We start from the raw sequence: 26,985 nt of genomic DNA, 5'->3' as shown, positions 1-26,985 counted from the left end.
GGGCGCGCCGCAAGGTGGAGCAGCGGTCACAACAAGGGGCCACCATGATGGCGAAGTGTTCTTTGAGAGAGGCTAATTGCGGTGAAGTTCCGTCAACGGTGTCGAATGGCGGCGCCCGGTAAATGACGCCAAAAACAGGTCGCGCGGGAGGGAAGGCCCTCCCGCAGCGAGGTTACGCGGCTGTAGGGCGCAACGAATAGGTCTTCAATTGGTGTGCAAAATCACGCAGGGATTGGATACCGCTGGCCTCGGCTTCGTGTACCCATTCCTTGATTGCCGCCAGCATGTCATGACCGTTAGCGCTGGTCTTGACCCAGATCTGCTGCAGCGCCAGGCGCTTCTCGTAGATCACCTTGAGCGCCTGGCTATGCTCCAGCATGCTCTGGATACGCAGGTGATGACGGTCATCCAGCAGGCTGGTTTCCCGCGACAGCAGGCGCTTGGCGCGATGGAACTGGTGGCGCACCGAGTGATCGACTTTTTCCAGCTCCTGCTTGACCAGCGGGCCGATCACCAACTTGCGGTACTGGGCCATGATCTGGAAACGGTTATTGAGGATCGCCATGGCGGTGTCCATGTCCAGGTGGCCCTTGCCCTCGACGCGATGGGCAATCGGCGCCACGCGCTGCACCTTGGCCAGGCGCAGGAAGCTGAACACCTTGATCCACGCCCAGCCCAGGTCGAACTCCCATTTCTTCACCGACAGCTTGGCGGAGTTGGGGTAGGTGTGGTGATTGTTGTGCAGTTCTTCGCCGCCGACGATGATGCCCCACGGCACCAGGTTGGTGGCCGCGTCACGGCATTCGAAGTTGCGGTAGCCCACGGCATGGCCCAGGCCGTTGATCACGCCGGCGGCCCAGAACGGAATCCACATCATCTGGATTGCCCAGATGGTGATGCCGATGGTGCCGAACAGCAGCAGGTCGATCACGCCCATGATCGCCACGCCCAGCAGCGGGTAAGGCGTATAGATTTTGCGCTCGAGCCAGTCGTCGGGGCAGTTCTTGCCGTAGATGCGCAGAGTCTCGGGGTTTTCCGCCTCGGCGCGGTACAGTTCGGCGCCTTTGCGCATCACTGTGGAAAGCCCCTTGATGACCGGGCTGTGCGGGTCGTCGACGGTTTCGCATTTGGCATGGTGCTTACGGTGGATGGCAGTCCACTCGCGGGTGTTCTGCGCCGTGGTCAGCCACAGCCAGAGACGGAAGAAGTGTTTGAGACCGGCATTGAGCTCCAGGGAGCGATGGGCGGAATAGCGGTGCAGATAGACGGTGACCGCAATAATGGTCACGTGGGTCATCAACAGAGTGACTGCCACCAGTTGCCAGGCTGACAAGTCAAGAAAACCGTTGTACCACATAGGCTGTATGGCCCTCAGATAAAGAAAAGAACAGCTCACGCATTATCACTAAGCCTACAGAGAAAACCAGCCGGCCTTTCAGATAGAAGTGACTGGATGTTTCTTATTCTATAATCCGCAGCCTTTGTAGGGCGATTCTGTTTTTTTGGTAAGGATTACTAAACCTATGCTGCTTTCATACCGAAGTGCCCTACGTGTTGGGCTGGTATACCTGCTGGTTTCGATCGCCTGGATCGGGCTGACACAACGGGCATTTATCGAGTTTCTCGATGATCCGAGCGATATCAGCCGTTGGATGCAGGCGCGCGGCTATGTGTGGGTGGCGCTGACCGCCTTGGTGATTGGCCTGTTGTGCGTGCGTTTCATGCGCGCCAACCTGCAGCAACAACCCGTCAAAGAGAACCGCGAGCGCCTGCGCCAGGCAGCGGCGGTGTTCGATTGCACTCGCGAAGGCGTACTGGTCACGGACGCTCAAGGTCTGATCGTGCATGTGAACCGGGCTTTCATGGAGATCACAGGCTACGGGCGCGACGAGGTCATGGGTCAGGCGCCCAGCCTGTTCAAATCCGGGCGCCATTCGTCGCTTTTTTACCAACAGATGTTCCAGACCCTGGCGCGTACCGGCGAATGGAGCGGTGAAATCTGGAATCGGCGCAGAAGCGGGGAAATTTATCCACAGTGGCAAACCATTCGGGTGATTCACGATGACGATGGCCGCGTCAGTCACTACGTGGCGGTGTTTTCCGATATCACCGCCATCAAGCATTCCGAGCATGAGCTGGCCCGGCTCGCCCATCACGACCCGCTGACCGACCTGCCTAACCGGCTGCTGTTCACCGACCGTACCGAGCAGGCGCTGACCTCGGCGCAGCTGCACAAGCGTGGCTGCGCCTTGCTGTTGCTGGACCTGGACCATTTCAAAATCATCAACGACAGCCTCGGGCACAATGTCGGCGATCAGTTGCTCAAGCTGGTGGGGGAACGGCTGCAGAGCCTGTTCGGCCCAGGCATGACCCTGGCGCGCCTGGGGGGTGACGAGTTCGCGGTGCTGGCCGAAAGTTGTCCACAGGTGGTGCAGGCCGCGGCACTGGCCCAACGCATGCTCGATGCGATGAAACAACCGTTCATCTTCGATGGCCATCAGCTGTTTATCAGCGCCAGCATTGGCATCAGCCTGTTCCCCAACGACGCCCTGAGCGCCGAACAACTGCTGCGTAATGCCGATTCAGCCTTGTTCAAGGCCAAGAGCGTCGGCCGTGAAAGCTACGCGCTGTACACCGAAGAACTCACCGCCCATGCGCAGAATCGGGTGGAAATCGCCAGCGAACTGCGCCGTGCCCTCGAACGGCAGGAATTGCGCGTGTATTACCAACCGGTGCACGACCTCACCGACAGCCGCCTCATCGGCGTCGAAGCGTTGGTGCGCTGGCAGCACCCGGAGCGTGGCCTGGTGCCTCCCGTCGAATTTATCCCGGTCGCCGAGCGCACCGGCCTGATTGCCGAGATCGACGCCTGGGTCATGCACCAGGCCTGTCGCCAAATGTGCCAGTGGCTGGCCGAGGGCGCCGCGCTGAGTTTTATCGCGGTCAACGTCTCCAGCCGCCTGTTTGCACGGCGCGAACTCTACGAGCAGGTCGCTCAGGTGCTGCATGACACGGGCCTGGAGCCGGCCTATCTGGAATTGGAAGTCACCGAAAGCGCGGTGATGGACGATCCCGAAGTGGCCCTTGAGCAACTGCACCGCCTGCGCGAACTCGGCCTGCGCCTGGCCATCGACGATTTTGGCACCGGTTATTCGTCGTTGCTGCGTCTCAAGCGGCTGCCGGTGCAGAAGCTCAAGATCGATCAAGGCTTCGTCGCCGGCCTGCCCTATGACGAAGATGACGTAGCAATTGTGCGTGTGGTCATCGCCCTGGCTAAAAGCATGGGCATGCAGGTGCACGCAGAGGGCATCGAACAGGTGGAGCAGGCGCGGTTTCTGTTGGAGCAGGGTTGCGATCTGGGCCAGGGGTATTGGTTCGGCAGGCCGATGCCAGCCCATGAGATCGATTGGGACCGCGCGCCCAACCTCCACACTTGAATGCATTCCAGATGGGGGCGGGGCTTGTCTGCTCCCCCATTCAGGTCTTCGCCGGGCTGATTCCATGACTAACCCCACGTCCTGTCAGAAAATTCTTTCTGGTTATATAAACATTCTTAAATAGTATTTTTAAGAATATCCGCGCTTATCTACTATCGCTCTCACGCCGCAAGCAGTGCCGCCACTGCCAGGCACTATTCATTTCAGGAGCGAGACCATGAGCGCATCTCTACGTAGCGTCGACGGCCAGGACGAAGCAACCATCTTGCGTGAGATCCAGAGCGCCCTGCGCGATCTGCGTTTTGGCGCGGTGGAAATCACCGTGCATAACGCCCAGGTGGTGCAGATCGAGCGCAAGGAAAAATTCCGTCTGCAAAACCCCGGTAATAAACCGAGCTAAGCGCTGACGGCGATAGACCCGCAATTATAAGAAAAAGCCAACACCCCAGAATTTCAGGAGCTTCTATGTCGTCGATTCGCCGTTATGCCCTGGCCGCCCTGGCCAGCGCCGTGTTTGCCGGTTCCGCGGTTGCCAAGGACTACGAGTTGCTCAACGTCTCGTACGATCCGACCCGTGAGCTGTACCAGGACTACAACGCGGAATTCACCAGCTTCTGGAAACAGGCCCACCCCGGCGACACCGTCAAGATCCAGCAATCCCACGGTGGCTCGGGCAAGCAAGGCCGTGCGGTGATCGACGGCCTGCGCGCCGACGTGGTGACCCTGGCCCTGGCCGGCGACATCGACGAAATCGCCAAGCTGGGCAAAACCCTCCCGGAAAACTGGCAGACCCGGCTGCCGGACGCCAGCACTCCGTACACCTCGACCATCGTGTTCCTGGTGCGCAAGGGCAACCCCAAAGGCATCAAGGACTGGGGCGACCTGATCAAGCAAGACGTGTCGGTGATCACGCCGAATCCGAAAACCTCAGGCGGTGCGCGCTGGAACTTCCTCGCCGCCTGGGCTTATGGCCTCAAGGCTGGGGGCAGCGAAGCCAAGGCCCAGGAATACGTGAAGGAACTGTTCAAGCACGTACCGGTGCTGGACACCGGTGCGCGCGGTTCGACCATCACCTTCGTCAATAACGGTCAGGGTGACGTATTGCTCGCCTGGGAAAACGAGGCGTTCCTGGCGCTCAAGGAAGACGGCGGCAAAGACAAGTTCGATATCGTCGTACCGTCGCTGTCGATCCTTGCCGAGCCACCGGTGGCGGTGGTCGACAAGAACGCCGAGAAAAAGGGCAACACCGAAATCGCCACCGAATACCTCAAGCACCTGTACAGCCCGGCCGGCCAGGAGATTGCGGCGAAAAACTTCTACCGCCCACGCGATGAAAAGGTTGCCGCCAAATACGCCCGGCAGTTCCCGAAACTGGACCTGGTGACTATCGACAAAGACTTCGGCGGCTGGAAAACTGCCCAACCGAAATTCTTTAACGACGGTGGCGTGTTCGACCAGATCTACACGGCGCAGTAAGCCAAGCAACAACCCGCCCACAGAGCCCGCATTCAGCTGCGGGTTTTGTGTGTCAGTTACGCTAACCAAGGACTCTTATGTCGCGTCGTATCTCCCCCGTCATACCCGGCTTCGGGCTGACGCTGGGCTACACCGTGGTGTACCTCAGCCTGATCGTGCTCATCCCCCTCGCGGCGATGTTCGTTCACGCCGCTCAACTCACCTGGGATCAGTTCTGGAACATCATTTCCGCACCGCGCGTGCTGGCGGCCTTGAAGCTGAGCTTCAGCACCGCGCTGTACGCCGCGCTGATCAACGGTGTGATCGGCACGCTGCTGGCCTGGGTGCTGGTGCGTTACACCTTCCCCGGACGCAAGATCATCGACGCGATGATCGACCTGCCGTTCGCCCTGCCCACCGCCGTGGCCGGTATTGCGCTGACCGCGCTGTACACACCGACCGGCCTGGTCGGCCAGTTCGCCGCCGACCTGGGTTTCAAGATCGCCTACACGCCGCTGGGCATCACCCTGGCGTTGACCTTCGTGACCCTGCCGTTCGTGGTACGCACGGTGCAGCCGGTATTGGCCGATATCCCGCGCGAAGTCGAAGAAGCCGCCGCCTGCCTGGGTGCCAAGCCGTTGCAGGTGTTCCGCTACATCCTCGTGCCGGCGCTGCTGCCGGCCTGGCTGACCGGTTTCGCCCTGGCGTTCGCCCGAGGCGTGGGTGAGTACGGTTCGGTGATTTTCATCGCCGGTAACATGCCGATGAAAACCGAGATCCTGCCGCTGCTGATCATGGTCAAGCTCGACCAGTACGACTACCGCGGCGCCACCTCCATTGGCGTGTTGATGCTGGTGGTTTCCTTTGTTTTGCTGCTGCTGATCAACTTGTTGCAGCGGCGCATCGAACGTCCATAAGGAGGCGCGGAACATGTCCCAATCGTCTATTTCCGCTGCATCCTCGGCCAACGCAGCCCGGCGTGGCAGTGCCACGTCGCGACGCATCCTGATCGGCTTCGGCTGGCTGGTGTTCGCGCTGTTTCTGCTGTTGCCGCTGTTTATCGTGGTGTCCCAGGGCTTGAAGAACGGCCTCGGCGCGTTTTTCACCGCGATCCTTGAACCGGACGCGTTGTCCGCACTGAAGCTCACGGTGATCGCCGTGTTGATTTCGGTACCGCTGAACCTGGTGTTCGGCGTCAGCGCGGCGTGGTGCGTGAGCAAGTACTCGTTCCGTGGCAAAAGCATTCTGGTGACGCTGATCGACCTGCCGTTCTCGGTGTCGCCGGTGATCGCCGGCCTGGTGTATGTGCTGATGTTCGGCGCCCAGGGCTTTTTCGGGCCGTGGTTGCAAGCGCACGACATCCAGATCGTGTTCGCCCTGCCGGGTATCGTGCTGGCGACGATTTTCGTCACCGTGCCCTTCGTGGCCCGTGAGCTGATCCCGCTGATGCAGGAGCAGGGCACCCAGGAAGAAGAGGCGGCGCGCCTGCTCGGCGCCAATGGCTGGCAGATGTTCTGGCATGTGACCGTGCCGAACATCAAATGGGGCCTGATCTACGGCGTGGTGCTGTGTACCGCGCGGGCCATGGGGGAGTTCGGCGCGGTGTCGGTGGTGTCCGGCCACATTCGCGGCGTGACCAACACCTTGCCGCTGCACGTCGAGATTCTCTACAACGAATACAACCACGTTGCCGCGTTCGCGGTGGCGAGTCTGTTGCTGATCCTGGCGCTCTTCATCCTGCTGCTCAAGCAGTGGAGCGAGAACCGTATCAATCGCCTGCGCGCCAGTGCGGCAGAGGAATAAGTCATGTCGATCGAAGTCCGTAATGTCAGCAAGAACTTCAACGCCTTCAAGGCCCTGAACAGCATCAATCTGGATATCCAGAGTGGCGAGCTGGTGGCGTTGCTCGGCCCTTCCGGCTGCGGCAAGACCACGTTGCTGCGCATCATCGCCGGCCTGGAAACGCCCGATGACGGCAGCATTGTGTTCCACGGCGAGGACGTGTCGGGCCACGACGTGCGTGATCGCAACGTCGGGTTTGTGTTTCAGCACTATGCGTTGTTTCGCCACATGACCGTGTTCGATAACGTCGCCTTCGGCCTGCGCATGAAGCCGAAAAACCAGCGGCCCAGCGAAAGTCAGATCGCGGCGAAGGTCCATGAGCTGCTGAACATGGTGCAACTGGACTGGCTGTCCGACCGCTACCCGGAACAACTCTCCGGCGGCCAACGCCAGCGCATCGCCCTGGCCCGCGCCCTGGCGGTGGAACCCAAGGTGCTGCTGCTGGACGAACCTTTCGGCGCCCTCGACGCCAAGGTGCGTAAAGAACTGCGCCGCTGGCTGGCGCGCCTGCATGAAGACATCAACCTCACGTCGGTTTTCGTGACCCACGATCAGGAAGAGGCCATGGAAGTCGCCGACCGCATCGTGGTGATGAACAAGGGCGTGATCGAACAGATCGGCTCACCGGGTGACGTCTCCGAGAACCCGGCCAGCGATTTTGTGTACCACTTCCTCGGCGACTCCAATCGCCTGCACCTGGGCGAAGACCGGCACGTGCTGTTCCGCCCTCATGAAGTGTCGCTGTCGCGCCATGCACTGGAAGACCACCACGCCGCCGAAGTGCGCGATATCCGCCCGCTGGGCGCGACCACGCGAGTGACGCTCAAGGTGGAGGGCCAGCCCGAACTGATCGAAGCCGAAGTGGTGAAAGACCACGACAGCCTGACCGGTTTGGCCCGTGGCGAAACCCTGTTCTTCAAGCCCAAGGTCTGGCAAAAAACCTGAGCCCCTGATCGTTCCCACGCTCCGCGTGGGAGCGCCTTTTGTGACGCTCTGCGTCACGCTTTGGGACGCGGAGCGTCCTGGGCTGCATTCCCACGCGGAGCATGGGAACGATCATCGCGGCGAGCCATTGGCCCCGAGCGCTCTTCGATCTGTTGCTTCAAGCCATGCCGCAACCCCAGCAAAAACGCCACCTCCGCCACCACAAACAACGGCCCCACAATCAACCCCGACACGTCATCCACAAACGCCGGTTTCTTGCCTTCGTAGTAATGCCCGACAAACTGAATCACCCAACCCACCACAAACATCCCCACCCCACTGCTGAGCCACACCATCGTGCTCTGCGCCGCCAACGCATGCCCGGCCCACACCGACAAGCCCATCAATACCGTCATCAAGACGCCCAGGGCCAGCTCGAGGCGCAGGTAAAACCACGCCGAAAACAACCCCACGATCACCGCCGGTGAAAGCCACAACCCACCCACCGTCCATTCCGGGCGCGACAGCAGAACGGCCACGGCAACCACAATCATTGGGATGCCGACAAAATGGCTGGCGATATTGCGCGGGTCGCGGTGGTAGGCGGCGTATTGACTGAGGTGGTCGACGAGGCTTTTCATTGTTGTTCCTCCTGTAGGATGTTTGATGATGCCCTGTCGGACCACGCCTGACTGTCGGCTGGACGACAATCTTCGGAGCGCTCATGAACCCAGAGAACTGGCACCGCCAATTGGTCACCGGCCATTGGTTCAGGCACTTGCCGGGCGACCTGCAGCGCAGCCTGCTGACGGCCGCTCGCTTGCGTACGCTGGCGGCGGGGCAGTGGCTGTTCAAACGCGGCGATCCGCCCTGTGGCCTGTATGCGGTGCTCGACGGTGCGGTGCGCATCAGCGCGGTCAATGCCCAAGGCAAGGAAGCGGTGTTGAGCCTGGTGGAAACGCCCTACTGGTTCGGCGAGATTTGCCTGTTCGACGGCCTGCCGCGCACCCACGATGCGCTGGCGATGGGGCCGTGTACGTTGCTGCACGTGCCGCAGGCGGCGATGCTCGCGCTGCTTGAGCACCAGCCGGTGTATTGGCGGGAAATAGCCCTGCTGATGAGCCATAAACTGCGGCTGTCATTGATCAATATCGAACAGATGAGCCTGATGCCCGCGTCGGCGCGCCTGGCCCATCGGTTGCTGATGATTGCCGAAGGCTACGGTGAAATCGAGCAGGCGCGCCGCGAGCTGCAACTGCCCCAGGAAGACTTGGCGGCGATGTTGGGCCTGTCGCGCCAGACCATCAACAGCCTGCTCAAGAGCCTGGAGCAGCAGGGCATTATCGGCTTGAGTTATGGCGCGATCAAAGTGCTCGACCTGCCAGGCCTGCGGCACGCCGCAGGCGCCTCAAACTAGGAGCCGCGGTACGTGGAGAACCCGTACGGGCTGAGCAGCAGCGGGATGTGGTAGTGCTGGTCGGCCTGCTTGACCTGGAAAATCACCGGTACTTCCGGGAAAAAGGTCTCGCGGTTGGCCTTCTTGTAGTAGTCGCCGGTCTTGAATACCACCCGGTACTCGCCGGGTTTCATGCTGCGATCGGCGGGGAACAGTTCGGCAATGCGCCCCTGCTGGTTGGTCACGCCCTCGGACAGCGCTTGCCAGTGATCGCCCACCTGCTGCTCCAGGGTCACACTCACACCCGCCGACGGCAGGCCGTTTTCCAGGTTAAGGACGTGGACGCTCAGCGGGTTGCCGTCGGCCAGGGCCAGGTTGCACAGGCCGCTCAGGCTGAGGGCGGCGAGGGTAATGCTCAGGGTTTTCATCGAGAGGTCCTTTCGAGGGTCAGTTACAAGGAAGTTTTCAGGCCCAGCTGCTCGGCGGCCTGGACGGCACAGGCTTCGTCCTGCGCCGCGCCACCGGCACCGGCAATGCCCAGGGCGCCGACCAGTTCGGCGTCGGCAAACAACGGCACGCCGCCACCGAGCAACAGCAATTCAGGCAAGGTGTTAAGGTTGGCCGCTTCCGGGTTGTTGCGGGCGCGCTCGGCAAACAGCCGGGTGGCGGTCTTGCTCGACAGCGCGGTGTAGGCCTTGCGCTGGCTGGCGAGGCTGTTGTGCGGCCCGACCCCATCGGCGCGCAGGGCCAGCAACGGGTTGCCGCCGCGATCGAGCACGGTCAGCGCGGCGTTGCAGTGGGCCAGGCTGGCGTCGGCCAATTGGCGCGCGGTACGCAGGTCCAGATCGGCATGGCGCGGCAATTGCGGCGCGGCCTGGGCGGCGCTGGTCAGCGCCAGGCTCAAAAACAAAGCAGTGCGATACATGGTGAAGGCTCCGTTGAACAGGCACCCACGGTAGCCAGTGAACGGGGTCAGAAACCGCACAATTGGATGACAGGTTTGTCATTAATCACCAGAGGTGAGGCATGCAGGTGTTGTTAGTGGAAGACCAGCCGCAGCTGGCGCAACGCATGGCCCAGGGCTTGAGCGAGGCGGGTTTCGCCGTGGAAGTCGCGGCCAATGGCATGGCCGCGCAGCGCTTTGTGGAAAGCTGCGTGTACGACCTGGTGATCCTGGACGTGATGTTGCCGGGCCTGAATGCGTGGAAGCTGCAGCAGGCGATCCGTCAGCGAGGCGACACGCCGTTGTTGTTCCTGACCACGCCGGGCGGGATCGAAGACCGTCTGCGCGGTTTGGAGCTGCATGAGGATGACTACCTGCTCAAACCGTTTGATGACAAGGCACTGGTCGCGCGAGTCAAGAAACTGCTGCGGCGCGAACGTGGGCGCTAACCCAAGCCTTCTCTGAACTGCCCCGGCGTCATCCCCGTCCAGCGCTTGAACGCACGGTTGAAGCTGCTGGTATCGGCAAACCCCAACAGGTGGCTGATCTCGGCCAACGAACAGTGCGGATCACGCAGGTGCAGTAACGCCAGGTTCTGCCGGCATTGATTGAGCAACGCGTCGAACCGACAGCCTTCGTCCGCCAGATGCCGTTGCAGGCTGCGCAGGCTCAGGTGCAGGGCCTGGGCAACGCGTTCGGCGCTGGGCTCGCCGTCGGGTAATTGCGCTTCGATGGCCGCACGCACCTTGCGCTCCCAAGTCAGCGGTTGCAGCTGCGCGAGGGTGCGTTTGAGCACGGCTTCGTTGTGTTCGGCCAGCTCCGGGTTGGCGTCGTCCAAGTGACTGTCGAAGTCGCGCGCGGCGAACTCCAGGCGGTCTTCGTCGGCGGCGAACAATACCGGCGCACGGAACACGGTGTGCCATGGCGTCGGGTCGGCCGGTGGCGGGCGACGCAGATACACAGCCAACGGCGCGTAATCGCGCCCCAGGCGATTGCGGCAGGTGCGCACGTAAATCGCCGCGAACGCATCGATCGCCTCGAACGCCGGCGCCGGGTTGCCTGGCGGTTGCAGCAGGCGAAACCGGTAGCGCTCGCCGTCGCGGCTCAACTCCAGGGTCAATGCATCGCTGACCACCTGGTGGTAACGCACGATGCGTTCGAATACCTCGCGCAAACTGCCGCTGGCGACCAGCGCATAGCCCAGCGCGTGAAACGTGGTGGGGCTGACAAACCGCGACACCCGCAAACCGATCGCCGGATCGCCGCTGACGTGCACCGCCAGTTCCCACAGGCGCGTGGTGGCCGACAGCGGGTAGCGCGCGTTGGGGTCGTCCATCAACTGCGGATCGAGCCCGGCCTCGCGGCACAGCGCGGCGCTGTCCAGGCCCAGGGCATCGAGCTGTTTGCGCAGGGCGCGGGTCCAGCTGGCGAGGGAGGTGGGTTCGGTCATGATGATTGGCGTGTGCGGTCAACAGGTTGGCGTGTGGGGCTAGCGTCCTGCGCGAGCGCCTGGTGCAGGATGTAAACCTCGATAAACAAGAGGATGGGAGCATGGACGGTACTTCTGCAAGTCCCCAATCGCTGAATGCACAACAACGTTCGGCGCACATTCGCGAAGTCGTACTCGCCGAAGGCGTGCGCCTGCGCCAGCAACACCCGTGGCTGCAGCATCAGGACGCTCTGGGTGCCGGCATCCTGGCCTTTGCGCTGTTGGGCATGCTTGGCTCGGCGGCGCTGTACATCAGCGGGCATATGGCCTGGTGGGTGTGCCTGCTGCTCAACGCATTTTTCGCTTCACTGACCCACGAGCTGGAACACGACCTGATCCACAGCATGTACTTTCGCAAGCAGCGTGTGCCGCACAACCTGATGATGGGCCTGGTATGGCTGGCGCGGCCGAGCACCATCAACCCGTGGATCCGTCGCCACCTGCACCTGAACCATCACAAGGTCTCCGGCACCGAGGCCGACATGGAGGAGCGCGCAATCACCAACGGCGAGCCGTGGGGCCTGGCGCGCTTGTTGATGGTGGGCGATAACGTGATGTCGGCCTTTATCCGCATGCTGCGGGCCAAGACCTGGAGCCATAAATTCAAGATTCTCAAGCGCGCGCTGCTGGTTTATGCGCCGCTGGCGCTGCTGCATTGGGGCGCGTGGTACGTGTTTCTAGGGTTCCACGCCGCCAACGGCATCGCCAGCCTGCTCGGCGTGCCCATCGCCTGGTCGGAAGGCACTTTGCAGATGATGCACGTGATCGATATCGCCGCCGTGGTGATCATTGGGCCCAATGTACTGCGCACGTTCTGCCTGCACTTTGTCAGCTCCAACATGCACTACTACGGCGATGTGGAACCGGGCAATGTGATCCAGCAGACCCAGGTGCTGAACCCGTGGTGGATGTGGCCGTTGCAGGCGTTCTGCTTCAACTTCGGCAGCACCCACGGGATTCATCATTTTGTGGTAAAGGAACCGTTCTATATCCGCCAGATGACGGCCAAGGTGGCGCATAAAGTGATGGCTGAAATGGGGGTGCGCTTTAATGATTTGGGCACGTTTGCGCGGGCCAATCGGCTGGAGCCCATGGCGGCAGCCAATGCTGGCCTCAAGCCGGCGGAAACGGCGCTGCGCTGAGGTGCGGTGGCCGGTTGAGGTGGCGAGTCTGGCCGCCCGTGCTCAGTCGTTGACGGCACGGATATGCGCGGCCAACTCGGCCAACGCCGAATCGTCGGCCCTGGCGCAGTCATGGGACGAGAGATAGCCCTCATAGCGATCAAAAAACTTATCCATGCGAGAGCTGATTTTTTTGAATGCGCTGTCTTCGCCCGTTCCGTGCATCGGGAACAGCTTGGCGTGCAAATGATCGACGCCGTAACCCTCCAGAATCATGCCGGTCCTCGCCACACCCGCAAGCGCCTGGTCAATCAGCCGTGCGGTCTTCTTGGCCGCAACCACCAATTCGCACAGCACCTCGTCCGACTGGGCAAACCCATAGCTGCCGTAATGAGCCTTGGGAATCACCACACTGAACCCTGGGGTGTTGGGGAAGATGGAGAGGAAAGCCATGTGGCTCTGGTCTTCCCATAACAAGTGGGCAGGGGCGGTGCCGCGAGCGATGTTGCAGAAGATACAGTCCATCAGACGACGTCCTCGTTTTCGTCAAAGGGGCGGGCAGCGTGCCCGGTGAACTTCGATGGTTCAAACCTGGCATTGTTTTGTGTCGCTAGTGTGTAAAGCGCTGACCCGGCGCCACGACGTCCGGTTCGACGCGATAGCTCGCCGGGCTGAACACCCGCGTCACCACCAGCATCGCCAGCACCGTGGCGGTCAGCACCCACCAGGCGCTGACGAAGTCGCCGGTGAGCTGGCGCAGCCAACCGGTCATCCACGGTGAAATGGCGTTGATCAAAAAGCCCACGCCTTGCACAAAGGCCGCCAGTTGCCCGGCATGGCGAGGGTCGCGGTGGTGGTCGAGGGTCAGCAGCAGGCTCAGGGCAAAGCAGGCGCCCAGGCCGAAGCCGCACAAGGCCACCCACAGGTGGGGGTAGTCCAACGGCGCGAAGATCAGTCCGAGGTAACCCACGGTTTGTGCCAACAGGCTGATGACCAGCAACGGACGACGGTCGACACCGCGTTGTGCCAGCACCGGCATCAGCAGCGCGGCGATCACTTGGAAAATGGTCATGTACGCCAGCAGCGAGCCGCTGGGCAGCACGCCCCAGCCCAGTTGCTGGTAATAAGCCGGCAGCCAGGCCACCAGGCTCATGTAGCCGCAGTTCACCAGGCCGAAATACAACGCCAATAACCACGCACGCCGATTGCGCAGGCCCTTCAATGCGGGCGCCACCTGCGGGTTGCGCGCCGCGCCCAACGGCAGCCAGGCCCACAGCAGCAACGCGCCGAGTGCCGGCAACAGCCAGATCCCGAGCCCCGCCTGCCACTGAGCAAAGTGCGTAGCCACTACCGGGCTGAGCAATGCCGCCAGCCCGCCACCGGCCATCAATGAAGCCGAATACACCCCCATCGCCACCGGCACGCGATGACGAAACTCGCGCTTGATCATCGCTGGTACCAGCGCCTGGATCAGCGCCACGCCAGCCCCGCCGAGCAATGCCGTGACCAGCAGCGCCGACGCCTGCCCCATCAACCAACGCGCCAGGCAGGCCAGCAGGATCATCATCAGCCCCAGGGCGATGCCACGCCGCTCGCCCAGGCGTGCTTCCACCCGCACGCCGATCAGCGCCACCAGGCCCATGCACACTACCGGCAGGCTGGTCAGCAGGGCGCTGCTCTGGAAACTCAAACCGGTGGCGTGGCGGATTTCGCCCAGTAGCGGGCTGATGGAGCTGAGGATCGGCCGCAGGTTCAGGCCCAGCACCAGCAATAGTCCCCAGCCGGCGAGGGATTTATTCAATGTCATGCAGGCCGCTCCGGGCACGATGGGAGGTGAAGTATGGGCAGCCCTGGGAGTATTCTGAAATTAAATATAACCATGCCAATCAGTGGCAAACACAATGGTGACGTAGATGTTCGACCCCGTGTTATTGCGCAGCTTTGTCGCCGTGGTGGACTGCGGCAATTTCACTCGCGCCGCCGAGCGCCTGCACCTGACCCAGTCCACTGTGAGCCAGCAGATCCGCCGTCTGGAGGACGCGGTGACGTGTCAGTTGCTCGACCGCGACCAGCGCCGCGTGGTCGCCACCACCGAAGGCGAGCGCTTGCTGGCATACGCCAGGCGCATCCTGGCGCTGCATGAAGAGGCCGCTGAAGTGCTGATCAGCCAACAGAGCGACGGCGTGCTGCGCCTGGGGGTGCCGGAAGATTTTGCCGCCGAGCGCCTGATGCCGCTGTTGTCGTCATTCGTGCAGGCTTATCCACGGGTGCGTCTGGAGGTCACCAGTGGTTTGGGCCCCGAGTTGCAACGTCAATACCGGGCCGGCGAATTCGATGTGCTGCTGGTCAAGCAAATGGGCGACAGCGCCGACTGCCTGGCCTCGTGGCCCGAGCCGCTGTGCTGGGTGGACAGCCGCACCACACCATCCGTGGGGCGCGACCCGTTGCCGTTGGTGGCCTTCCCGGTGGGCGGCCTGTACCGCAATGAAATGCTGCAGCACCTGGAAGTGGGCGGCTGGCGCTGGCGTATCGGTTACTCAAGCGCGAGTTTGGCCAGCGTGTGTTCGGCGGTGGCGGCTGGGCTGGGGGTGAGCCTGTTGCCGCGCCGGGTGGTGCAGCCAGGGCATGTGGAATTGGGGCCTGACAGCGGTCTGCCCGAAGTGCAAGGCGTGCGCCTGGCGTTGTATGCCCGCCATGGCCTGAGTGCGGCGGGGCAGTGCTTACAGGCTCAGTTGTTCGATTTGTGCGCGAAGTGAGGTGGAAACGGCCGGACCACGGATTGTATTTTTGGTTATTAATAAATAGCTTCTTATTCCTTAACGAATATAAACCGCGTCCCTATACTGCTCAGCACGTTAAACGCTGCAGGAGGGCACACCCATGCACAGCGAGTCGATTCGTTATCTGATCGTGCCGGGCTGGCAAGGATCGCCGGACAATCATTGGCAAAGTCATTGGCAACACAGCCTGCCCAACAGCGCGCGTGTGGAGCAGGCCGATTGGCTGACGCCGCGACGTGAAGACTGGGTTGCCGCGCTGGCCGAGGCGATCGCCGCCGACAGCACGCCGGTGATTCTCATCGCCCATAGCCTGGGCTGCATCACCGTGGCCCATTGGGCGGCCACCGCACCCGTGCAGTTCCTGCGGCAGGTGCGCGGCGCCTTGCTGGTGGCGCCGGCGGATGTGGAGCGTCCGGCCTGCTCGCCGGCCTTGCGCAATTTCGCGCCGATCCCCACCGACCTGTTGCCGTTCCCGAGCCAGGTGGTCAGTTCCGACAACGACAGCGCCGTCAGCGCCCCTCGGGCCCTGGAGTTGGCGCGCAACTGGGGGGCCGAAGCCGGCATTCTTTCGGGGGCAGGGCATATCAACGTGAAGTCCGGTCATCAGCGCTGGGAGCAAGGCTTCGCCTACCTCTATCGCCTGCAAAGCCGCCTCGAGCAGCACGCCCGGCGCACCGCCTGATTTTTTTCAACGCCCCGTCCCTGGCGGACGTGGGGCGGGAGCTTGCCATGAGTCTGCATGAAACCTTCGGTCAGCCACTGCTGACCTTCCCCGACGCGGAAAAAAGCCCGCTGAGCATCCGCGCCAAGGCGCTGGTGTTTGTCGACCCGCGCTCGCGCAAGCTGCGCGAAGAGCTGGAAACCCTCGCGCCGCGCGCTTTGCCCGTGCTGATTCGCGGTGAGACCGGCAGCGGTAAAGAGCTGTTGGCGCGGCATATCCACCGTGGCAGTGACCGTACGGGCTTGTTCGTCTCGGTCAATTGCGGCGCCATCAGCCCCACCTACGCCGACGCCGAATTGTTCGGCTACGCCGCCGGCAGCCACAGCGGCACCGCCAGCAGCCGCGCCGGCTGGTTTGGTTCGGCCAATGGCGGCACCTTGTACCTGGATGAGATCGGCGACCTGCCGCTGCCGATCCAGGTCAAATTACTCGCCGCCCTGGAAAACCATGAAGTCACCCGCGTCGGCGCCCAGCAGCCGAGCCCGGTGGACGTGCGTCTGGTGGCCGCCACCAGCATCGACCTGGCGCAGGCCGTGGCCGCCGGCAAATTTCATGAGCGACTGTTTCACTACCTGAGCGAAGGCCGGTTGGACCTACCCGCATTGCGCGAGCGGGTGGGCGATATTCTGTCGTTGGCCGAGTACTTCCTGGGCATCTACAGTCAGCGTCTTGACCTGCCGGTGCCGCTGATCAGCGAGGCCGCCCAGCGCGTGCTGGAACGCCACAGCTGGCCGGGAAATACCCGTGAGCTGGAAAACGTTATTCACTTTGCGCTCCTGGTGAGCAGCGGCGACGAAATTCTGCCAGAGCACCTGAACCTGCCGGCGGCGGGTTCGCCGCTGGAACAGGTGCGGAGGATTTACGCCCAGGCCAGCCCGGCCGAGCAGGAAACGTTGCGCCGATTCCTACATGAACAAAATGGAATATCAACGTGAATAAAAGATATTGTTCGGGAATAAAAAATCTAGGTATTGTCCCCTGCATGCCGCGATAGCACTTCGCTGGCACACCACCCTACACACGGTCGTCAGAGACGCCCCGGACTGTCGATAAGGACACTGCATGAAAAAGGTTCTGTTGTTTACCGCATTGGCCGCTGCCCTGACTGCCAGCTTCGCCCAGGCCAACGAGAAACTGGTGGTGGCCGCCACCCCGATCCCGCATGCCGAGATCCTCGAGCTGGTCAAGCCAACCCTGGCCAAAGAAGGCGTGGACCTGGAAATCAAAGTATTCACCGACTATGTACAGCCCAACGTGCAAGTCGCTGAAAAGCGCCTGGACGCCAACTACTTCCAGACCCTGCCGTACCTGGAAAACTTCAACAAGGGCAAGGGCACCAACCTGGTGACCGTGGTGGGCGTGCACGTTGAACCGTTCGGCGGTTATTCGAAAAAAATCAAGAAAATTGAAGACCTGAAAGACGGCGCCACCGTGGCCATCCCGAACGAAGGCTCCAACAGCGGCCGCGCCCTGTTGCTGCTGCAGAAAGCCGGTGTGATCACCCTCAAAGACCCGACCAACGCCCTGGCCACGCCCAAAGACATCGCCAGCAACCCGAAACACCTCAAATTCAAAGAGCTGGAGTCGGCACTGCTGCCCCGCGTGCTGGACCAGGTCGACCTGGACCTGATCAACACCAACTACGCGCTGGAAGCCGGCCTGAACCCGGCCAAGGATGCGCTGATCATCGAAGACGCCAAGTCGCCTTACGTAAACTTCCTGGTGGCTCGCCCGGACAACAAGGACAGCGACGCTATCCAGAAACTGTCCAAGGCCCTGACCAGCCCGGAAGTCAAAGCCTTCATCGAGAAGAAGTACAACGGCGCGGTTGTGCCGGCGTTCTGATGTAAGCCAACACCCCTTCAAGGTTTCAACGCCGGCGGCTTACATAGCGTCGGCGTTTTTTTATGTGTGGAATTCGCAATGCAATCAAAATGTGTGAGGGAGCTTGCTCCCTCACACATTTGATCTTCATCTCACAGTGGACCTTCAGCGTGTCAGAGCGCGCGGCTATTGATCGCCCTGCGCAACGCCACCAACCATTTCACCAACTCCTGCGGATCAATCGGTTTCGCTTTGTTCATTGTTCATTCCCTCGAAACACAGACCCCTCAACCATAGCTGCCACCCGCTAAGCCCGCGAATCCGGAGGTTATCTTTTTGGGTGATATCAATATGCTATTTTGGTATTTAAAATTTACTTTTTATACCTTTAAAGTTCGCGCTACCCGACGTTACCCACGTCGGCTTGGATAGCACGCGCCGCTCTACCCTGCGGCGTCATGGACTGCAAATGACCCTCGATTTCGCTTTTATCCTCAGCACCCTGCCGGCGTTTTTGAAGGCCGTGGGTGTCACGCTGCAAGTCGGCCTGATCGCCATCGCCACCTCCTTGCTTGTAGCGCTGATCAACGCGGCGCTGCTGGTGTTTCGCACGCCGTACCTGTCGCGCCTGGTGGCGTTGTATGTGGAGCTGGCGCGCAATACACCGCTGCTGATCCAGCTGTTTTTCGTGTACTTCGCCTTGCCCGCCCTGGGCTTGAATGTCTCCGGGTTCTGGGCGGCGATCATCACCATGACCTTTCTGGGCGGTGCTTACCTCACCGAAGTGCTGCGCGCCGGTGTGGAGGCGGTGCCGCAGGCGCAGGTCGAATCGGGCAAGTCCATTGGCCTGTCGGACTGGCAACTGCTGCGCCACGTGATCCTGCCCCAGGCCGGCATCCTCAGCCTGCCGGCCTTGTTCGCCAATTTCATTTTCCTGCTCAAAGAGACCACCGTGGTCTCCGCCGTGGCCGTGCCGGAGATTCTCTACACCACCAAGAGCTACATCGCCCTCTACTACAAGACCTACGAAATGCTCGCCGTGCTGACGCTGATTTGCGTGCTGTTGTTCTTGCCGCTGTCGCTGCTGCTCAGCCGCTTGGAAAGGAGGCTCCAGCATGGCCAGTTCGGGTCTTGAGTTGTTGTGGGTGTCGCTGCCGCAACTGGGCAAGGGCGCCGCGCAGACCTTGTCGATTTCGTTTATGAGCATCGCCTTAAGTACGGTAGGCGGCGTGCTGTATGGCGTGCTGCGCACCTTGAACAACCGGCTGATCAACGCCGTGCTGCGGGTTTACCTGGAGTTGTTCCGGGCGATCCCGGTGCTGGTGTGGTTGTACCTGCTGTTCTTTGGCCTACCGATTTTTTTTGGCCTGAGCCTCCCCAGCTTCTGGTGCGCGGTGCTGGTGTTGTCGTTCTGGGGCGCCAGCGAGGTCGGCGAAGTGGTACGTGGCGCGTTGCATTCGCTGCCCCGTGGCCAGCGCGAGGCCGGCCTGTCGATTGGCTTGTCCGACCCGCAGTTGTACGGCTACGTGTTGCTGCCCCAGGCCCTCAAGCGCATGACGCCACCCACGATCAACGTCTACACGCGCATCATCAAGACCAGTTCCCTGGCGGTGCTGATCGGCGTGGTGGACGTGATCAAGGTCGGTCAGCAAATCATCGAGCGCACTTATGAGTCGGTGTTGATCTACGGCGCGCTGTTCCTGTTCTTTTTCTTTATCTGCTATCCGTTGTCGGCCGCCTCCAAGGTGCTGGAACGGCGCTGGGCCCAAGCATGAGCGCATTGATCGAGTTCCAGGGTTTCAACAAATTCTTCGGCGAGCAGCAGGTGCTCAAGGGCATCGACCTGAGCGTGCACAGCGGCGAAGTGGTGGTGATCCTCGGCCCCAGCGGCTGCGGCAAAAGCACCTTGCTGCGTTGCCTCAACGGCCTGGAAGTGGCCCATGGTGGCAGCCTGCGATTTGCCGGCAAGGAGCTGCTGGATAAACACACCGACTGGCGCCAGGTGCGCCAGGACATAGGCATGGTGTTCCAGAGCTACCATCTGTTTCCACATATGAGCGTACTCGACAACATCCTGCTCGGGCCGCTGAAAGTGCAAAAGCGCGAGCCGCGCCAAGCCCGCGAGCAGGCTGAACAGCTGTTGGCGCGGGTCGGCCTGGCGGACAAGCGCGACGCGTTCCCGCGCCAGCTCTCCGGCGGCCAGCAGCAACGCATCGCCATCGTCCGTTCGCTGTGCATGAACCCACAAGTCATGCTGTTCGACGAAGTCACTGCAGCCCTCGATCCGGAGATGGTCAAGGAAGTGCTGGAGGTGATCCAGGGCCTGGCCCGCGATGGCATGACATTACTGATCGTGACCCATGAAATGGCCTTCGCTCGCGCCGTCGCCGACCGCGTGGTGTTCATGGAGGCCGGCCGCATTCTCGAACACAACACCCCCGAGGCATTCTTTACGAACCCGCAAACCGCACGCGCGCAGCAGTTCCTGGAGAAGTTCTCCTTTGTTTCAACACTGCCCAAGAAAATCAAGGAACTGGAACCGCTATGAAAAAACTACTACTGCCCCTGTTAGCCGTCGCGCTGCTGGCCGGTTGCGATAAAAAGGCCGAAGAGCCTGCCAAACCCACGGCTGCCGTGAGTTACATCGACAAGATCAAAGCGCGCGACAAGTTGATTGTCGGCGTCTTCACCGACAAACCACCGTTCGGCTTTGTGGACGAGGCCGGGCGCTATGTCGGCTTCGATACCGATATCGGCCGCCGATTCGCCAAGGATCTGCTGGGCGACGAGAACAAAGTCGAATTCGTCGCCGTGGAGCCGGCCAGCCGCATTCCATTCCTGCAAAGCGACAAGGTCGACCTGATCCTGGCCAACATGACCGTGACCCCGGAGCGCAAGGAAGCGGTGGACTTCACCCATCCCAACCTGAAAGTCGCGGTGCAGGCCCTGGTGCCCAACGACAGCCCGGTCAAGCGCCTGGATGACCTGGCGACCCGCACCATCATCGTCACCACCGGCACCACCGCCGATATCTGGCTGACCAAAAACCATCCGGACTGGAAACTGCTCAAGTTCGAGAAAAACTCCGAATCCCTGCAGGCGCTGTCAGCCGGTCGCGGCGATGCCTATGCCCAGGACAACCTGGTGCTGTTCAGCTGGGCCAAGCAAAACCCCGGCTACCGCGTGCTGGAACAGAAACTCGGCGACGAAGCCCCCATCGCCCCGGCGGTCAAGAAGGGCAACACCGAACTGCGCGATTGGGTAAATACCGAACTGGCGAAGTTGGGCGAGGAGAAATTTCTGCTCAAACTGTACGACCAATACGTGCGTAAAGAACTCAGTGATGACACCCAGCCTGAGAGCGTGATTGTCGAAGGCGGCAAATGGCAGGGCTAGTTCTGCGCTGACTGTTGTATCGCTATCGGGGCAAGCCCCCTCCCGCATTTGAATGTATTCACACATCAAATGTGTGAGAGGGGGCTTGCCCCGATGAGGCCGGTGAAATCACCTCAATACTCTCTTCCCCATGCAGATAAGGAACCCTGATCTAAGCTGACAGTCGCATACACACTGGCACGTCGGCATCACGCAAAAGGAGACTGCATGGGCGGTCGTATTTCCACTTTCATATTCGGACTTGGCCTGCTGGCGCTCTTGAGCGGTTGCGGTCAGGAAAACACCGAGCCCAAGGCTCATTCCCGGGTGTTTGTGCAGACCGTGCAGTCGGCGGATTTCGCCGCGGCAGTCACCCTGACCGGGGATATCCAGGCGCGGGTGCAAACCGATCTGTCCTTTCGCGTGGGCGGCAAGATCATCCAGCGCCTGGTGGATGTGGGCGATCGCGTAAGCGCCAGGCAAGTGCTGGCCAGGCTCGATCCCAGAGACCTGCAGACCAACGTCGATTCGGCCCAGGCCCAGGTCGTGGCCGAACAGGCGCGGGTCAAGCAGACAGCGGCGGCGTTTGTGCGCCAGGAAAAGCTCCTGCCCAAAGGCTACACCAGCCGCAGCGAATACGACTCGGCCCAGGCCGCCTTGCGCAGCAGCCAAAGCGCCCTGGCCGCGGCCCAGGCACAACTGGCCAATGCCCGTGAGCAACTGGGCTACACCGCACTGGTCGCCGATGCGCCGGGCGTGATCACGGCGCGCCAGGCCGAGGTGGGCCAAGTGGTGCAGGCCACTGTGCCGATTTTCAGCCTGGCCCGCGACGGCGAGCGCGATGCGGTGTTCAACGTGTATGAATCGCTGCTGGTAGAGCCACCGTCCGACGCGCCGATCACCGTCAGCCTGCTGGACAACCCGAGCATTCAGGTGCAAGGCAATGTGCGCGAAATTACCCCGGCGGTGGCCGCCAACACCGGCACCGTGCAAGTAAAGATTGCCCTGCAGTCACTGCCCAAAGGCATGGAGCTGGGCTCGGTGGTCAGCGCCACCGCCAATGGCCCGGCCAGGGCCAGCGTCGAACTGCCGTGGTCGGCTCTCACCAAAGATCTCAGCGAACCCGCCGTGTGGCTGGTGGACGGCGAGGGCAAGGCGCAGTTGCATAAAGTCTCCGTGGCCCGCTACCTCACTGGCAAAGTCATCATCGGCGATGGCCTCAAGGGCGGCGAAAAAGTCGTGGTGGCCGGCGGCCAGTTGCTGCACCCCGGTATGCAGGTCGAGATTGCCCAGCCAGGAGCCCAGCCATGAAGCGCCTGATCGTCATGCTCGCCGCCGGCCTGGCACTGGCGGCGTGCTCCAAGGAAGAACCCGCGCCCGACCCGGTGCGCCCGGTGCTGTCGATGCAAGTGAAGGCTGAAGACCAGGAAAACCTCGGCCGCTTCGCCGGCACCATCCAGGCCCGTTACGAAAGTAACCTGGGCTTTCGCGTGCCCGGCCGTATCGCCCGTCGCCTCGTGGACGTCGGCGCCGAAGTGGAGAAGGGCGCCTTGTTGGCCGTGCTCGATCCCACCGACCAGCAGAACCAGTTGCGCGCAGCCCAGGGCGACCTGGCGCGGGTGCAGGCGCAGTTCATCAATGCCCAGGCCAATGCCCGCCGCCAGCAGGAGCTGTTCAACCGTGGCGTCGGCGCCCAGGCCCAGCTGGACGTGGCGCTGACCGACCTGAAAACCACCCAGGCCAGCCTCGATCAGGCCAAGGCCTCGGTCAACCAGGCCAAGGACCAGCTCAACTACGCCGAACTGCGCACCGACCATGCCGGCATCGTCACCGCCTGGAACGCCGAGGCCGGCCAGGTGGTCAGTGCCGGCCAGCAAGTGGTGACCCTGGCACGCCCGGACATCAAGGAAGCGGTGATCGATCTTCCCGCCAGCCTGGCCGAGCGCCTGCCCCCGGATGGGGTGTTCCTGGTCGCCGGGCAACTGGACCCCAGCGTTCACACCACCGCCACCGTGCGCGAAATCGAGCCCCAGGCCCAGAGCGCCACGCGCACCCGTCGCGCACGTCTGACTCTGGCCGAGACGCCGCCCGCGTTCCGCCTCGGCACGGCCATCAGCGTCACCCTGAGCACCGCCATCACCCCGCGCATCGAGCTGCCGGTGAGCGCCTTGCAGGACGTTGACGGCAAGACCCGCATCTGGCTGCTCGACACCCAGACCCAGACCGTACAACCGCGAGATGTCACGGTGATCAGCCGGGAGGGCGGCAGCGCCCTGGTCAACGGCGGCGTCAAAGCCGGCGAGCGCATCGTCACCGCCGGCGTGAACAGCCTGAAGCCCGGGCAGAAAGTCAAAATCGACGAGGACAGCCCGCGATGAAAGGCAGCTTCAACTTATCCGACTGGGCCCTCAAGCATCAGTCCTTCGTCTGGTACCTGATGTTCGTCGCGCTGCTGATGGGCGTGTTCTCCTACATGAACCTGGGCCGCGAAGAAGACCCGTCGTTCACCATCAAGACTATGGTAATCCAGACCCGCTGGCCGGGCGCGACCCAGGAAGAAACCCTCAAGCAGGTCACCGACCGCATTGAGAAAAAACTCGAAGAACTCGACTCCCTCGACTACGTGAAGAGCTATACCCGACCGGGCGAGTCCACCGTGTTCGTATTCCTCAAGGACACCACCAGCGCCAAGGCCATCCCGGAGATCTGGTACCAGGTGCGCAAGAAGATCGACGATATTCGCGGCACCTTCCCCCAAGGCCTGCAAGGGCCGTCGTTCAACGATGAGTTCGGTGACGTGTTCGGCTCGGTGTACGCCTTTACCGGCGACGGCCTGTCGATGCGCCAGTTGCGTGACTACGTCGAGCAGGTACGCGCCGAGATCCGTTCGGTGCCGGGGCTGGGCAAGGTGGAGATGATCGGCCAACAGGATGAAGTGATTTACCTGAACTTCTCCACGCGCAAACTGGCGGCGCTGGGCGTCGACCAGCGCCAGGTCGTGCAAAGCCTGCAATCGCAGAACGCCGTGACGCCGGCCGGCGTGATCGAAGCCGGGCCAGAGCGGATTTCGGTGCGAACTTCGGGGCAGTTCGCCTCGGAAAAAGACCTGGCCAACGTCAATCTGCGCCTCAATGACCGTTTCTATCGCCTCGCGGACATTGCCGAGATCAGCCGAGGCTACGTCGACCCGGCGCGGCCGATGTTTCGCTTCAACGGCAAGCCGGCCATCGGTTTGGCCATCGCCATGCAGAAGGGCGGCAATATCCAGTCGTTCGGCAAGGCCCTGCACACGCGCATGGACGAACTGACCGCCGACCTGCCGGTGGGTGTCGGCGTGCACAAGGTGTCGGACCAGGCCGAAGTGGTGGAAGAAGCCGTGGGCGGCTTTACTAGTGCGTTGTTCGAGGCGGTGATCATCGTGCTGGTGGTGAGCTTTATCAGCCTCGGTCTGCGTGCCGGGCTGGTGGTGGCGTGTTCGATTCCGCTGGTGCTGGCGCTGGTGTTCGTGTTCATGGAATACAGCGGCATCACCATGCAGCGCGTCTCGCTGGGCGCGTTGATTATTGCCCTCGGCCTGTTGGTAGATGACGCGATGATCACCGTGGAGATGATGATCACGCGCCTGGAAAAAGGTGAAACCAAGGAGCAGGCGGCCACTTACGCCTACACGTCGACTGCGTTCCCGATGCTGACCGGTACGCTGGTCACAGTGGCAGGCTTTGTGCCGATCGGCCTCAACGCCAGTTCGGCCGGTGAGTACACCTTCACGCTGTTCGCGGTGATCGCCGTGGCGATGCTGGTGTCGTGGGTGGTGGCGGTATTGTTTGCGCCGGTGATCGGCGTGCATATCCTCAGCGCCAACGTTAAGCCTCATAACGCCGAGCCTGGGCGCATCGGCCGGGGGTTCAATCGCGGCATGCTGTGGGCCATGCGCAACCGCTGGTGGGCCATTGGCATCACCGTGGGGTTGTTCGTGGCGTCGGTGTTCTCCATGCAGTTCGTGCAGAACCAGTTCTTCCCCTCGTCGGATCGCCCGGAAATCCTGGTCGACCTCAACCTGCCGCAGAACGCCTCGATCAACGAAACACGCAAAACCGTCGACCGTCTGGAAGCCATTATCAAGGACGACCCCGACATCGCCCGTTGGAGCACTTACATCGGCCAGGGTGCGATTCGTTTCTACCTGCCCCTCGACCAGCAACTGGAAAACCCCTACTACGCGCAGTTGGTGATCGTCAGCAAAGGCCTGGAGGAACGTGGCGCATTGATCGCGCGCCTGCAAAAGCGTCTGCGCGACGACTTTGTCGGTATCGGCAGTTATGTACAGCCGCTGGAAATGGGCCCGCCCGTAGGACGGCCTATCCAGTATCGCGTATCCGGCAAAGACACCGACCAGGTTCGCAAGCACGCCATCGAACTGGCGACCCTGCTGGATCAAAACACCCACCTGGGCGAGATCATTTACGACTGGAACGAGCCGGGCAAAGTCCTGCGCGTGGACATCGCCCAGGACAAGGCACGGCAGTTGGGCCTGTCCTCCGAAGACGTCGCGCAGCTGATGAACAGCGTGGTCAGCGGTGCTTCGGTGACCCAGGTGCATGACGATATCTACCTGATCAACGTGGTCGGCCGCGCCGAAGACGCCGAGCGCGGCACGCCGGAAACCCTGCAGAACCTGCAGATTGTCACGCCCAACGGCACGTCGATCCCACTGCTGGCCTTCGCCACCGTGCGCTATGAACTGGAGCAGCCTTTGGTGTGGCGTCGCGACCGTTTGCCGACCATCACCATCAAGGCCTCGGTGCGCGACGAAATGCAGCCGACCGACCTGGTCAAGCAGCTCAAGCCCGAGATCGACAAGTTCAGCGCCGGCCTGCCGGTAGGCTACAAGGTCGCCACCGGCGGCACTGTGGAAGAGAGCGGCAAGGCCCAGGGCCCGATCGCCAGCGTGGTGCCGCTGATGCTGTTTTTGATGGCGACGTTCCTGATGATCCAGTTGCACAGCGTGCAGAAGATGTTCCTGGTCGCCAGTGTCGCGCCGCTGGGGCTGATCGGCGTGGTGCTGGCGCTGATCCCCACCGGTACGCCCATGGGCTTTGTGGCGATCCTCGGCATCCTGGCGTTGATCGGCATCATCATCCGTAACTCGGTGATCCTGGTGACGCAGATCGATGCCTACGAACGCGACGGCTACACGCCGTGGGATGCCGTGGTGGAAGCCACCGAGCACCGTCGACGGCCGATCCTGCTCACGGCCGCTGCGGCGAGCCTGGGCATGATCCCGATTGCCCGCGAAGTGTTCTGGGGGCCGATGGCGTACGCGATGATCGGCGGCATCATCATCGCCACCTTGCTCACGCTGCTGTTCCTGCCGGCGTTGTATGTGGCGTGGTACAAGATTCGCGAGCCAAAGCAGGAGCAACAGGACGAACGCCGTTAAACATGTGAGAGTCCCCGCCAAGCGCCGCAGGTTTTGGCTACTGCGCACAGGTGACGCGGAGCGTCACGGGCTGCATTCCCACGCGGGAGCGTGGGAACGATCCTGATGCCGGGTTGAATGGCGCGCGCTGATCGTTCCCACGCTCTGCGTGGGAATGCCTCTTGGGACGCTCCGCGTCCCGCCAGGCGCCGCAGGTTTCGGCCACCGTGCACGGGCGACGCGGAGCGTCACGGGCTGC

General features: G+C 61.9%; 27 protein-coding genes. 20 read left to right on the top strand and 7 right to left on the bottom strand.

Annotated features, from left to right (window positions below; genetic code table 11):
- Nucleotides 1–172 precede the first annotated feature (172 nt).
- A complete protein-coding gene (gene desA, locus OSC50_RS23705; RefSeq protein WP_181081447.1) occupies nt 173–1,357 on the bottom strand; it encodes a delta-9 fatty acid desaturase DesA in 1,185 nt (394 codons plus the stop codon).
- 166 nt (nt 1,358–1,523) lie between these two features.
- On the opposite strand from desA, the gene dibA reads away from it, so the two are divergent.
- From dibA to OSC50_RS23675, 6 genes are all read left to right on the top strand, one after another.
- Nucleotides 1,524–3,437, top strand: a complete 1,914-nt coding sequence (dibA, locus tag OSC50_RS23700) for a phosphodiesterase DibA (protein ID WP_181081448.1) — start codon at nt 1,524–1,526, stop codon at nt 3,435–3,437.
- A gap of 217 nt (nt 3,438–3,654) precedes the next feature.
- Nucleotides 3,655–3,837 carry a sulfur starvation response protein OscA gene (oscA, locus tag OSC50_RS23695; protein ID WP_007941032.1) on the top strand — a complete coding sequence of 61 codons (183 nt, stop codon included), beginning with the start codon at nt 3,655–3,657 and terminating at the stop codon, nt 3,835–3,837.
- Between the two features lie 65 nt (nt 3,838–3,902).
- Nucleotides 3,903–4,913, top strand: a complete 1,011-nt coding sequence (locus OSC50_RS23690) for a sulfate ABC transporter substrate-binding protein (RefSeq protein WP_181081449.1) — start codon at nt 3,903–3,905, stop codon at nt 4,911–4,913.
- A gap of 77 nt (nt 4,914–4,990) precedes the next feature.
- Nucleotides 4,991–5,809 carry a sulfate ABC transporter permease subunit CysT gene (cysT, locus tag OSC50_RS23685; protein ID WP_181081450.1) on the top strand — a complete coding sequence of 273 codons (819 nt, stop codon included), beginning with the start codon at nt 4,991–4,993 and terminating at the stop codon, nt 5,807–5,809.
- 13 nt (nt 5,810–5,822) lie between these two features.
- Entirely contained in the window at nt 5,823–6,695 is an 873-nt protein-coding gene (gene cysW / locus OSC50_RS23680; protein ID WP_266245403.1) for a sulfate ABC transporter permease subunit CysW, read from the top strand.
- 3 nt (nt 6,696–6,698) lie between these two features.
- Nucleotides 6,699–7,679: a sulfate/molybdate ABC transporter ATP-binding protein gene (locus OSC50_RS23675; protein ID WP_266245404.1), complete on the top strand. Its 981-nt coding sequence runs from the start codon at nt 6,699–6,701 to the stop codon at nt 7,677–7,679.
- Between the two features lie 53 nt (nt 7,680–7,732).
- Here OSC50_RS23675 and OSC50_RS23670 read toward each other — a convergent pair whose 3' ends face one another.
- Nucleotides 7,733–8,299 carry an Mpo1 family 2-hydroxy fatty acid dioxygenase gene (locus tag OSC50_RS23670; RefSeq protein WP_266245405.1) on the bottom strand — a complete coding sequence of 189 codons (567 nt, stop codon included), beginning with the start codon at nt 8,297–8,299 and terminating at the stop codon, nt 7,733–7,735.
- Nucleotides 8,300–8,382: 83 nt separating this feature from the next.
- Between OSC50_RS23670 and OSC50_RS23665 the strand changes: the two genes are divergently transcribed.
- Nucleotides 8,383–9,075, top strand: coding sequence for a Crp/Fnr family transcriptional regulator (locus OSC50_RS23665; RefSeq protein WP_181081454.1), 693 nt, complete (start codon nt 8,383–8,385; stop codon nt 9,073–9,075).
- Here OSC50_RS23665 and uraH read toward each other — a convergent pair.
- Complete coding sequence (gene uraH, locus OSC50_RS23660) at nt 9,072–9,482, bottom strand: hydroxyisourate hydrolase (protein ID WP_181081455.1); 411 nt, start codon at nt 9,480–9,482, stop codon at nt 9,072–9,074. The two genes, OSC50_RS23665 and uraH, sit on opposite strands and share 4 nt — an antisense overlap.
- Before the next feature lie 23 nt (nt 9,483–9,505).
- On the bottom strand, nt 9,506–9,979 hold the full coding sequence (locus tag OSC50_RS23655; RefSeq protein WP_181081456.1) for a GlcG/HbpS family heme-binding protein: 474 nt from the start codon (nt 9,977–9,979) through the stop codon (nt 9,506–9,508).
- Nucleotides 9,980–10,080: 101 nt separating this feature from the next.
- On the opposite strand from OSC50_RS23655, the gene OSC50_RS23650 reads away from it, so the two are divergent.
- Nucleotides 10,081–10,446 carry a response regulator transcription factor gene (locus OSC50_RS23650; RefSeq protein WP_181081457.1) on the top strand — a complete coding sequence of 122 codons (366 nt, stop codon included), beginning with the start codon at nt 10,081–10,083 and terminating at the stop codon, nt 10,444–10,446.
- On the opposite strand, the gene OSC50_RS23645 is transcribed toward OSC50_RS23650, so the two are convergent.
- Nucleotides 10,443–11,447: an AraC family transcriptional regulator gene (locus tag OSC50_RS23645; protein ID WP_253509937.1), complete on the bottom strand. Its 1,005-nt coding sequence runs from the start codon at nt 11,445–11,447 to the stop codon at nt 10,443–10,445. The two genes, OSC50_RS23650 and OSC50_RS23645, sit on opposite strands and share 4 nt — an antisense overlap.
- A 101-nt stretch (nt 11,448–11,548) precedes the next feature.
- Between OSC50_RS23645 and OSC50_RS23640 the strand changes: the two genes are divergently transcribed.
- Nucleotides 11,549–12,628 carry a fatty acid desaturase gene (locus tag OSC50_RS23640; protein ID WP_266245406.1) on the top strand — a complete coding sequence of 360 codons (1,080 nt, stop codon included), beginning with the start codon at nt 11,549–11,551 and terminating at the stop codon, nt 12,626–12,628.
- Nucleotides 12,629–12,670: 42 nt separating this feature from the next.
- On the opposite strand, the gene OSC50_RS23635 is transcribed toward OSC50_RS23640, so the two are convergent.
- The gene (locus OSC50_RS23635; RefSeq protein ID WP_253509939.1) at nt 12,671–13,132 is read right to left on the bottom strand and encodes an HIT family protein; all 462 of its coding nucleotides are present in this window, start codon (nt 13,130–13,132) and stop codon (nt 12,671–12,673) included.
- A gap of 85 nt (nt 13,133–13,217) precedes the next feature.
- Nucleotides 13,218–14,414, bottom strand: a complete 1,197-nt coding sequence (locus OSC50_RS23630; protein WP_266245407.1) for a CynX/NimT family MFS transporter — start codon at nt 14,412–14,414, stop codon at nt 13,218–13,220.
- 106 nt (nt 14,415–14,520) lie between these two features.
- Here OSC50_RS23630 and OSC50_RS23625 point away from each other — a divergent pair, with 106 nt between their 5' ends.
- The 11 genes from OSC50_RS23625 to OSC50_RS23575 all read left to right on the top strand — a co-directional run bounded on the left by OSC50_RS23625 (nt 14,521) and on the right by OSC50_RS23575 (nt 26,747).
- A complete protein-coding gene (locus OSC50_RS23625; RefSeq protein ID WP_181081462.1) occupies nt 14,521–15,363 on the top strand; it encodes a LysR family transcriptional regulator in 843 nt (280 codons plus the stop codon).
- Nucleotides 15,364–15,487: 124 nt separating this feature from the next.
- On the top strand, nt 15,488–16,069 hold the full coding sequence (locus OSC50_RS23620) for an alpha/beta hydrolase (RefSeq protein ID WP_253509942.1): 582 nt from the start codon (nt 15,488–15,490) through the stop codon (nt 16,067–16,069).
- A 47-nt stretch (nt 16,070–16,116) separates the two neighbouring features.
- The gene (locus OSC50_RS23615) at nt 16,117–17,043 is read left to right on the top strand and encodes a sigma 54-interacting transcriptional regulator (protein ID WP_266245408.1); all 927 of its coding nucleotides are present in this window, start codon (nt 16,117–16,119) and stop codon (nt 17,041–17,043) included.
- 127 nt (nt 17,044–17,170) lie between these two features.
- Nucleotides 17,171–17,953 carry a MetQ/NlpA family ABC transporter substrate-binding protein gene (locus tag OSC50_RS23610; protein WP_253509944.1) on the top strand — a complete coding sequence of 261 codons (783 nt, stop codon included), beginning with the start codon at nt 17,171–17,173 and terminating at the stop codon, nt 17,951–17,953.
- Between the two features lie 448 nt (nt 17,954–18,401).
- Nucleotides 18,402–19,067 carry an amino acid ABC transporter permease gene (locus tag OSC50_RS23605; RefSeq protein ID WP_167418135.1) on the top strand — a complete coding sequence of 222 codons (666 nt, stop codon included), beginning with the start codon at nt 18,402–18,404 and terminating at the stop codon, nt 19,065–19,067.
- On the top strand, nt 19,048–19,707 hold the full coding sequence (locus OSC50_RS23600) for an amino acid ABC transporter permease (RefSeq protein ID WP_266245409.1): 660 nt from the start codon (nt 19,048–19,050) through the stop codon (nt 19,705–19,707). The genes OSC50_RS23605 and OSC50_RS23600 overlap by 20 nt, the downstream gene beginning before the upstream one ends.
- Nucleotides 19,704–20,480 (top strand): amino acid ABC transporter ATP-binding protein, encoded by a 777-nt coding sequence (locus OSC50_RS23595; RefSeq protein WP_253509945.1) that lies wholly within the window; start codon nt 19,704–19,706, stop codon nt 20,478–20,480. Before OSC50_RS23600 ends, OSC50_RS23595 begins: the two co-directional genes overlap by 4 nt.
- On the top strand, nt 20,477–21,328 hold the full coding sequence (locus OSC50_RS23590; protein ID WP_167418138.1) for a transporter substrate-binding domain-containing protein: 852 nt from the start codon (nt 20,477–20,479) through the stop codon (nt 21,326–21,328). The genes OSC50_RS23595 and OSC50_RS23590 overlap by 4 nt, the downstream gene beginning before the upstream one ends.
- Before the next feature lie 207 nt (nt 21,329–21,535).
- Nucleotides 21,536–22,618 (top strand): efflux RND transporter periplasmic adaptor subunit, encoded by a 1,083-nt coding sequence (locus tag OSC50_RS23585; protein WP_266245410.1) that lies wholly within the window; start codon nt 21,536–21,538, stop codon nt 22,616–22,618.
- Entirely contained in the window at nt 22,615–23,685 is a 1,071-nt protein-coding gene (locus OSC50_RS23580) for an efflux RND transporter periplasmic adaptor subunit (protein WP_181081469.1), read from the top strand. Before OSC50_RS23585 ends, OSC50_RS23580 begins: the two co-directional genes overlap by 4 nt.
- Nucleotides 23,682–26,747 carry an efflux RND transporter permease subunit gene (locus OSC50_RS23575; RefSeq protein ID WP_266245411.1) on the top strand — a complete coding sequence of 1,022 codons (3,066 nt, stop codon included), beginning with the start codon at nt 23,682–23,684 and terminating at the stop codon, nt 26,745–26,747. The genes OSC50_RS23580 and OSC50_RS23575 overlap by 4 nt, the downstream gene beginning before the upstream one ends.
- Nucleotides 26,748–26,985: the final 238 nt, after the last annotated feature.

The organism is Pseudomonas quebecensis, assembly GCF_026410085.1.
Lineage (GTDB): Bacteria > Pseudomonadota > Gammaproteobacteria > Pseudomonadales > Pseudomonadaceae > Aquipseudomonas > Aquipseudomonas quebecensis.
The sequence above is the reverse complement of the archived record's forward strand: the minus strand, read 5'-3'. Positions and strand labels throughout refer to the sequence as shown.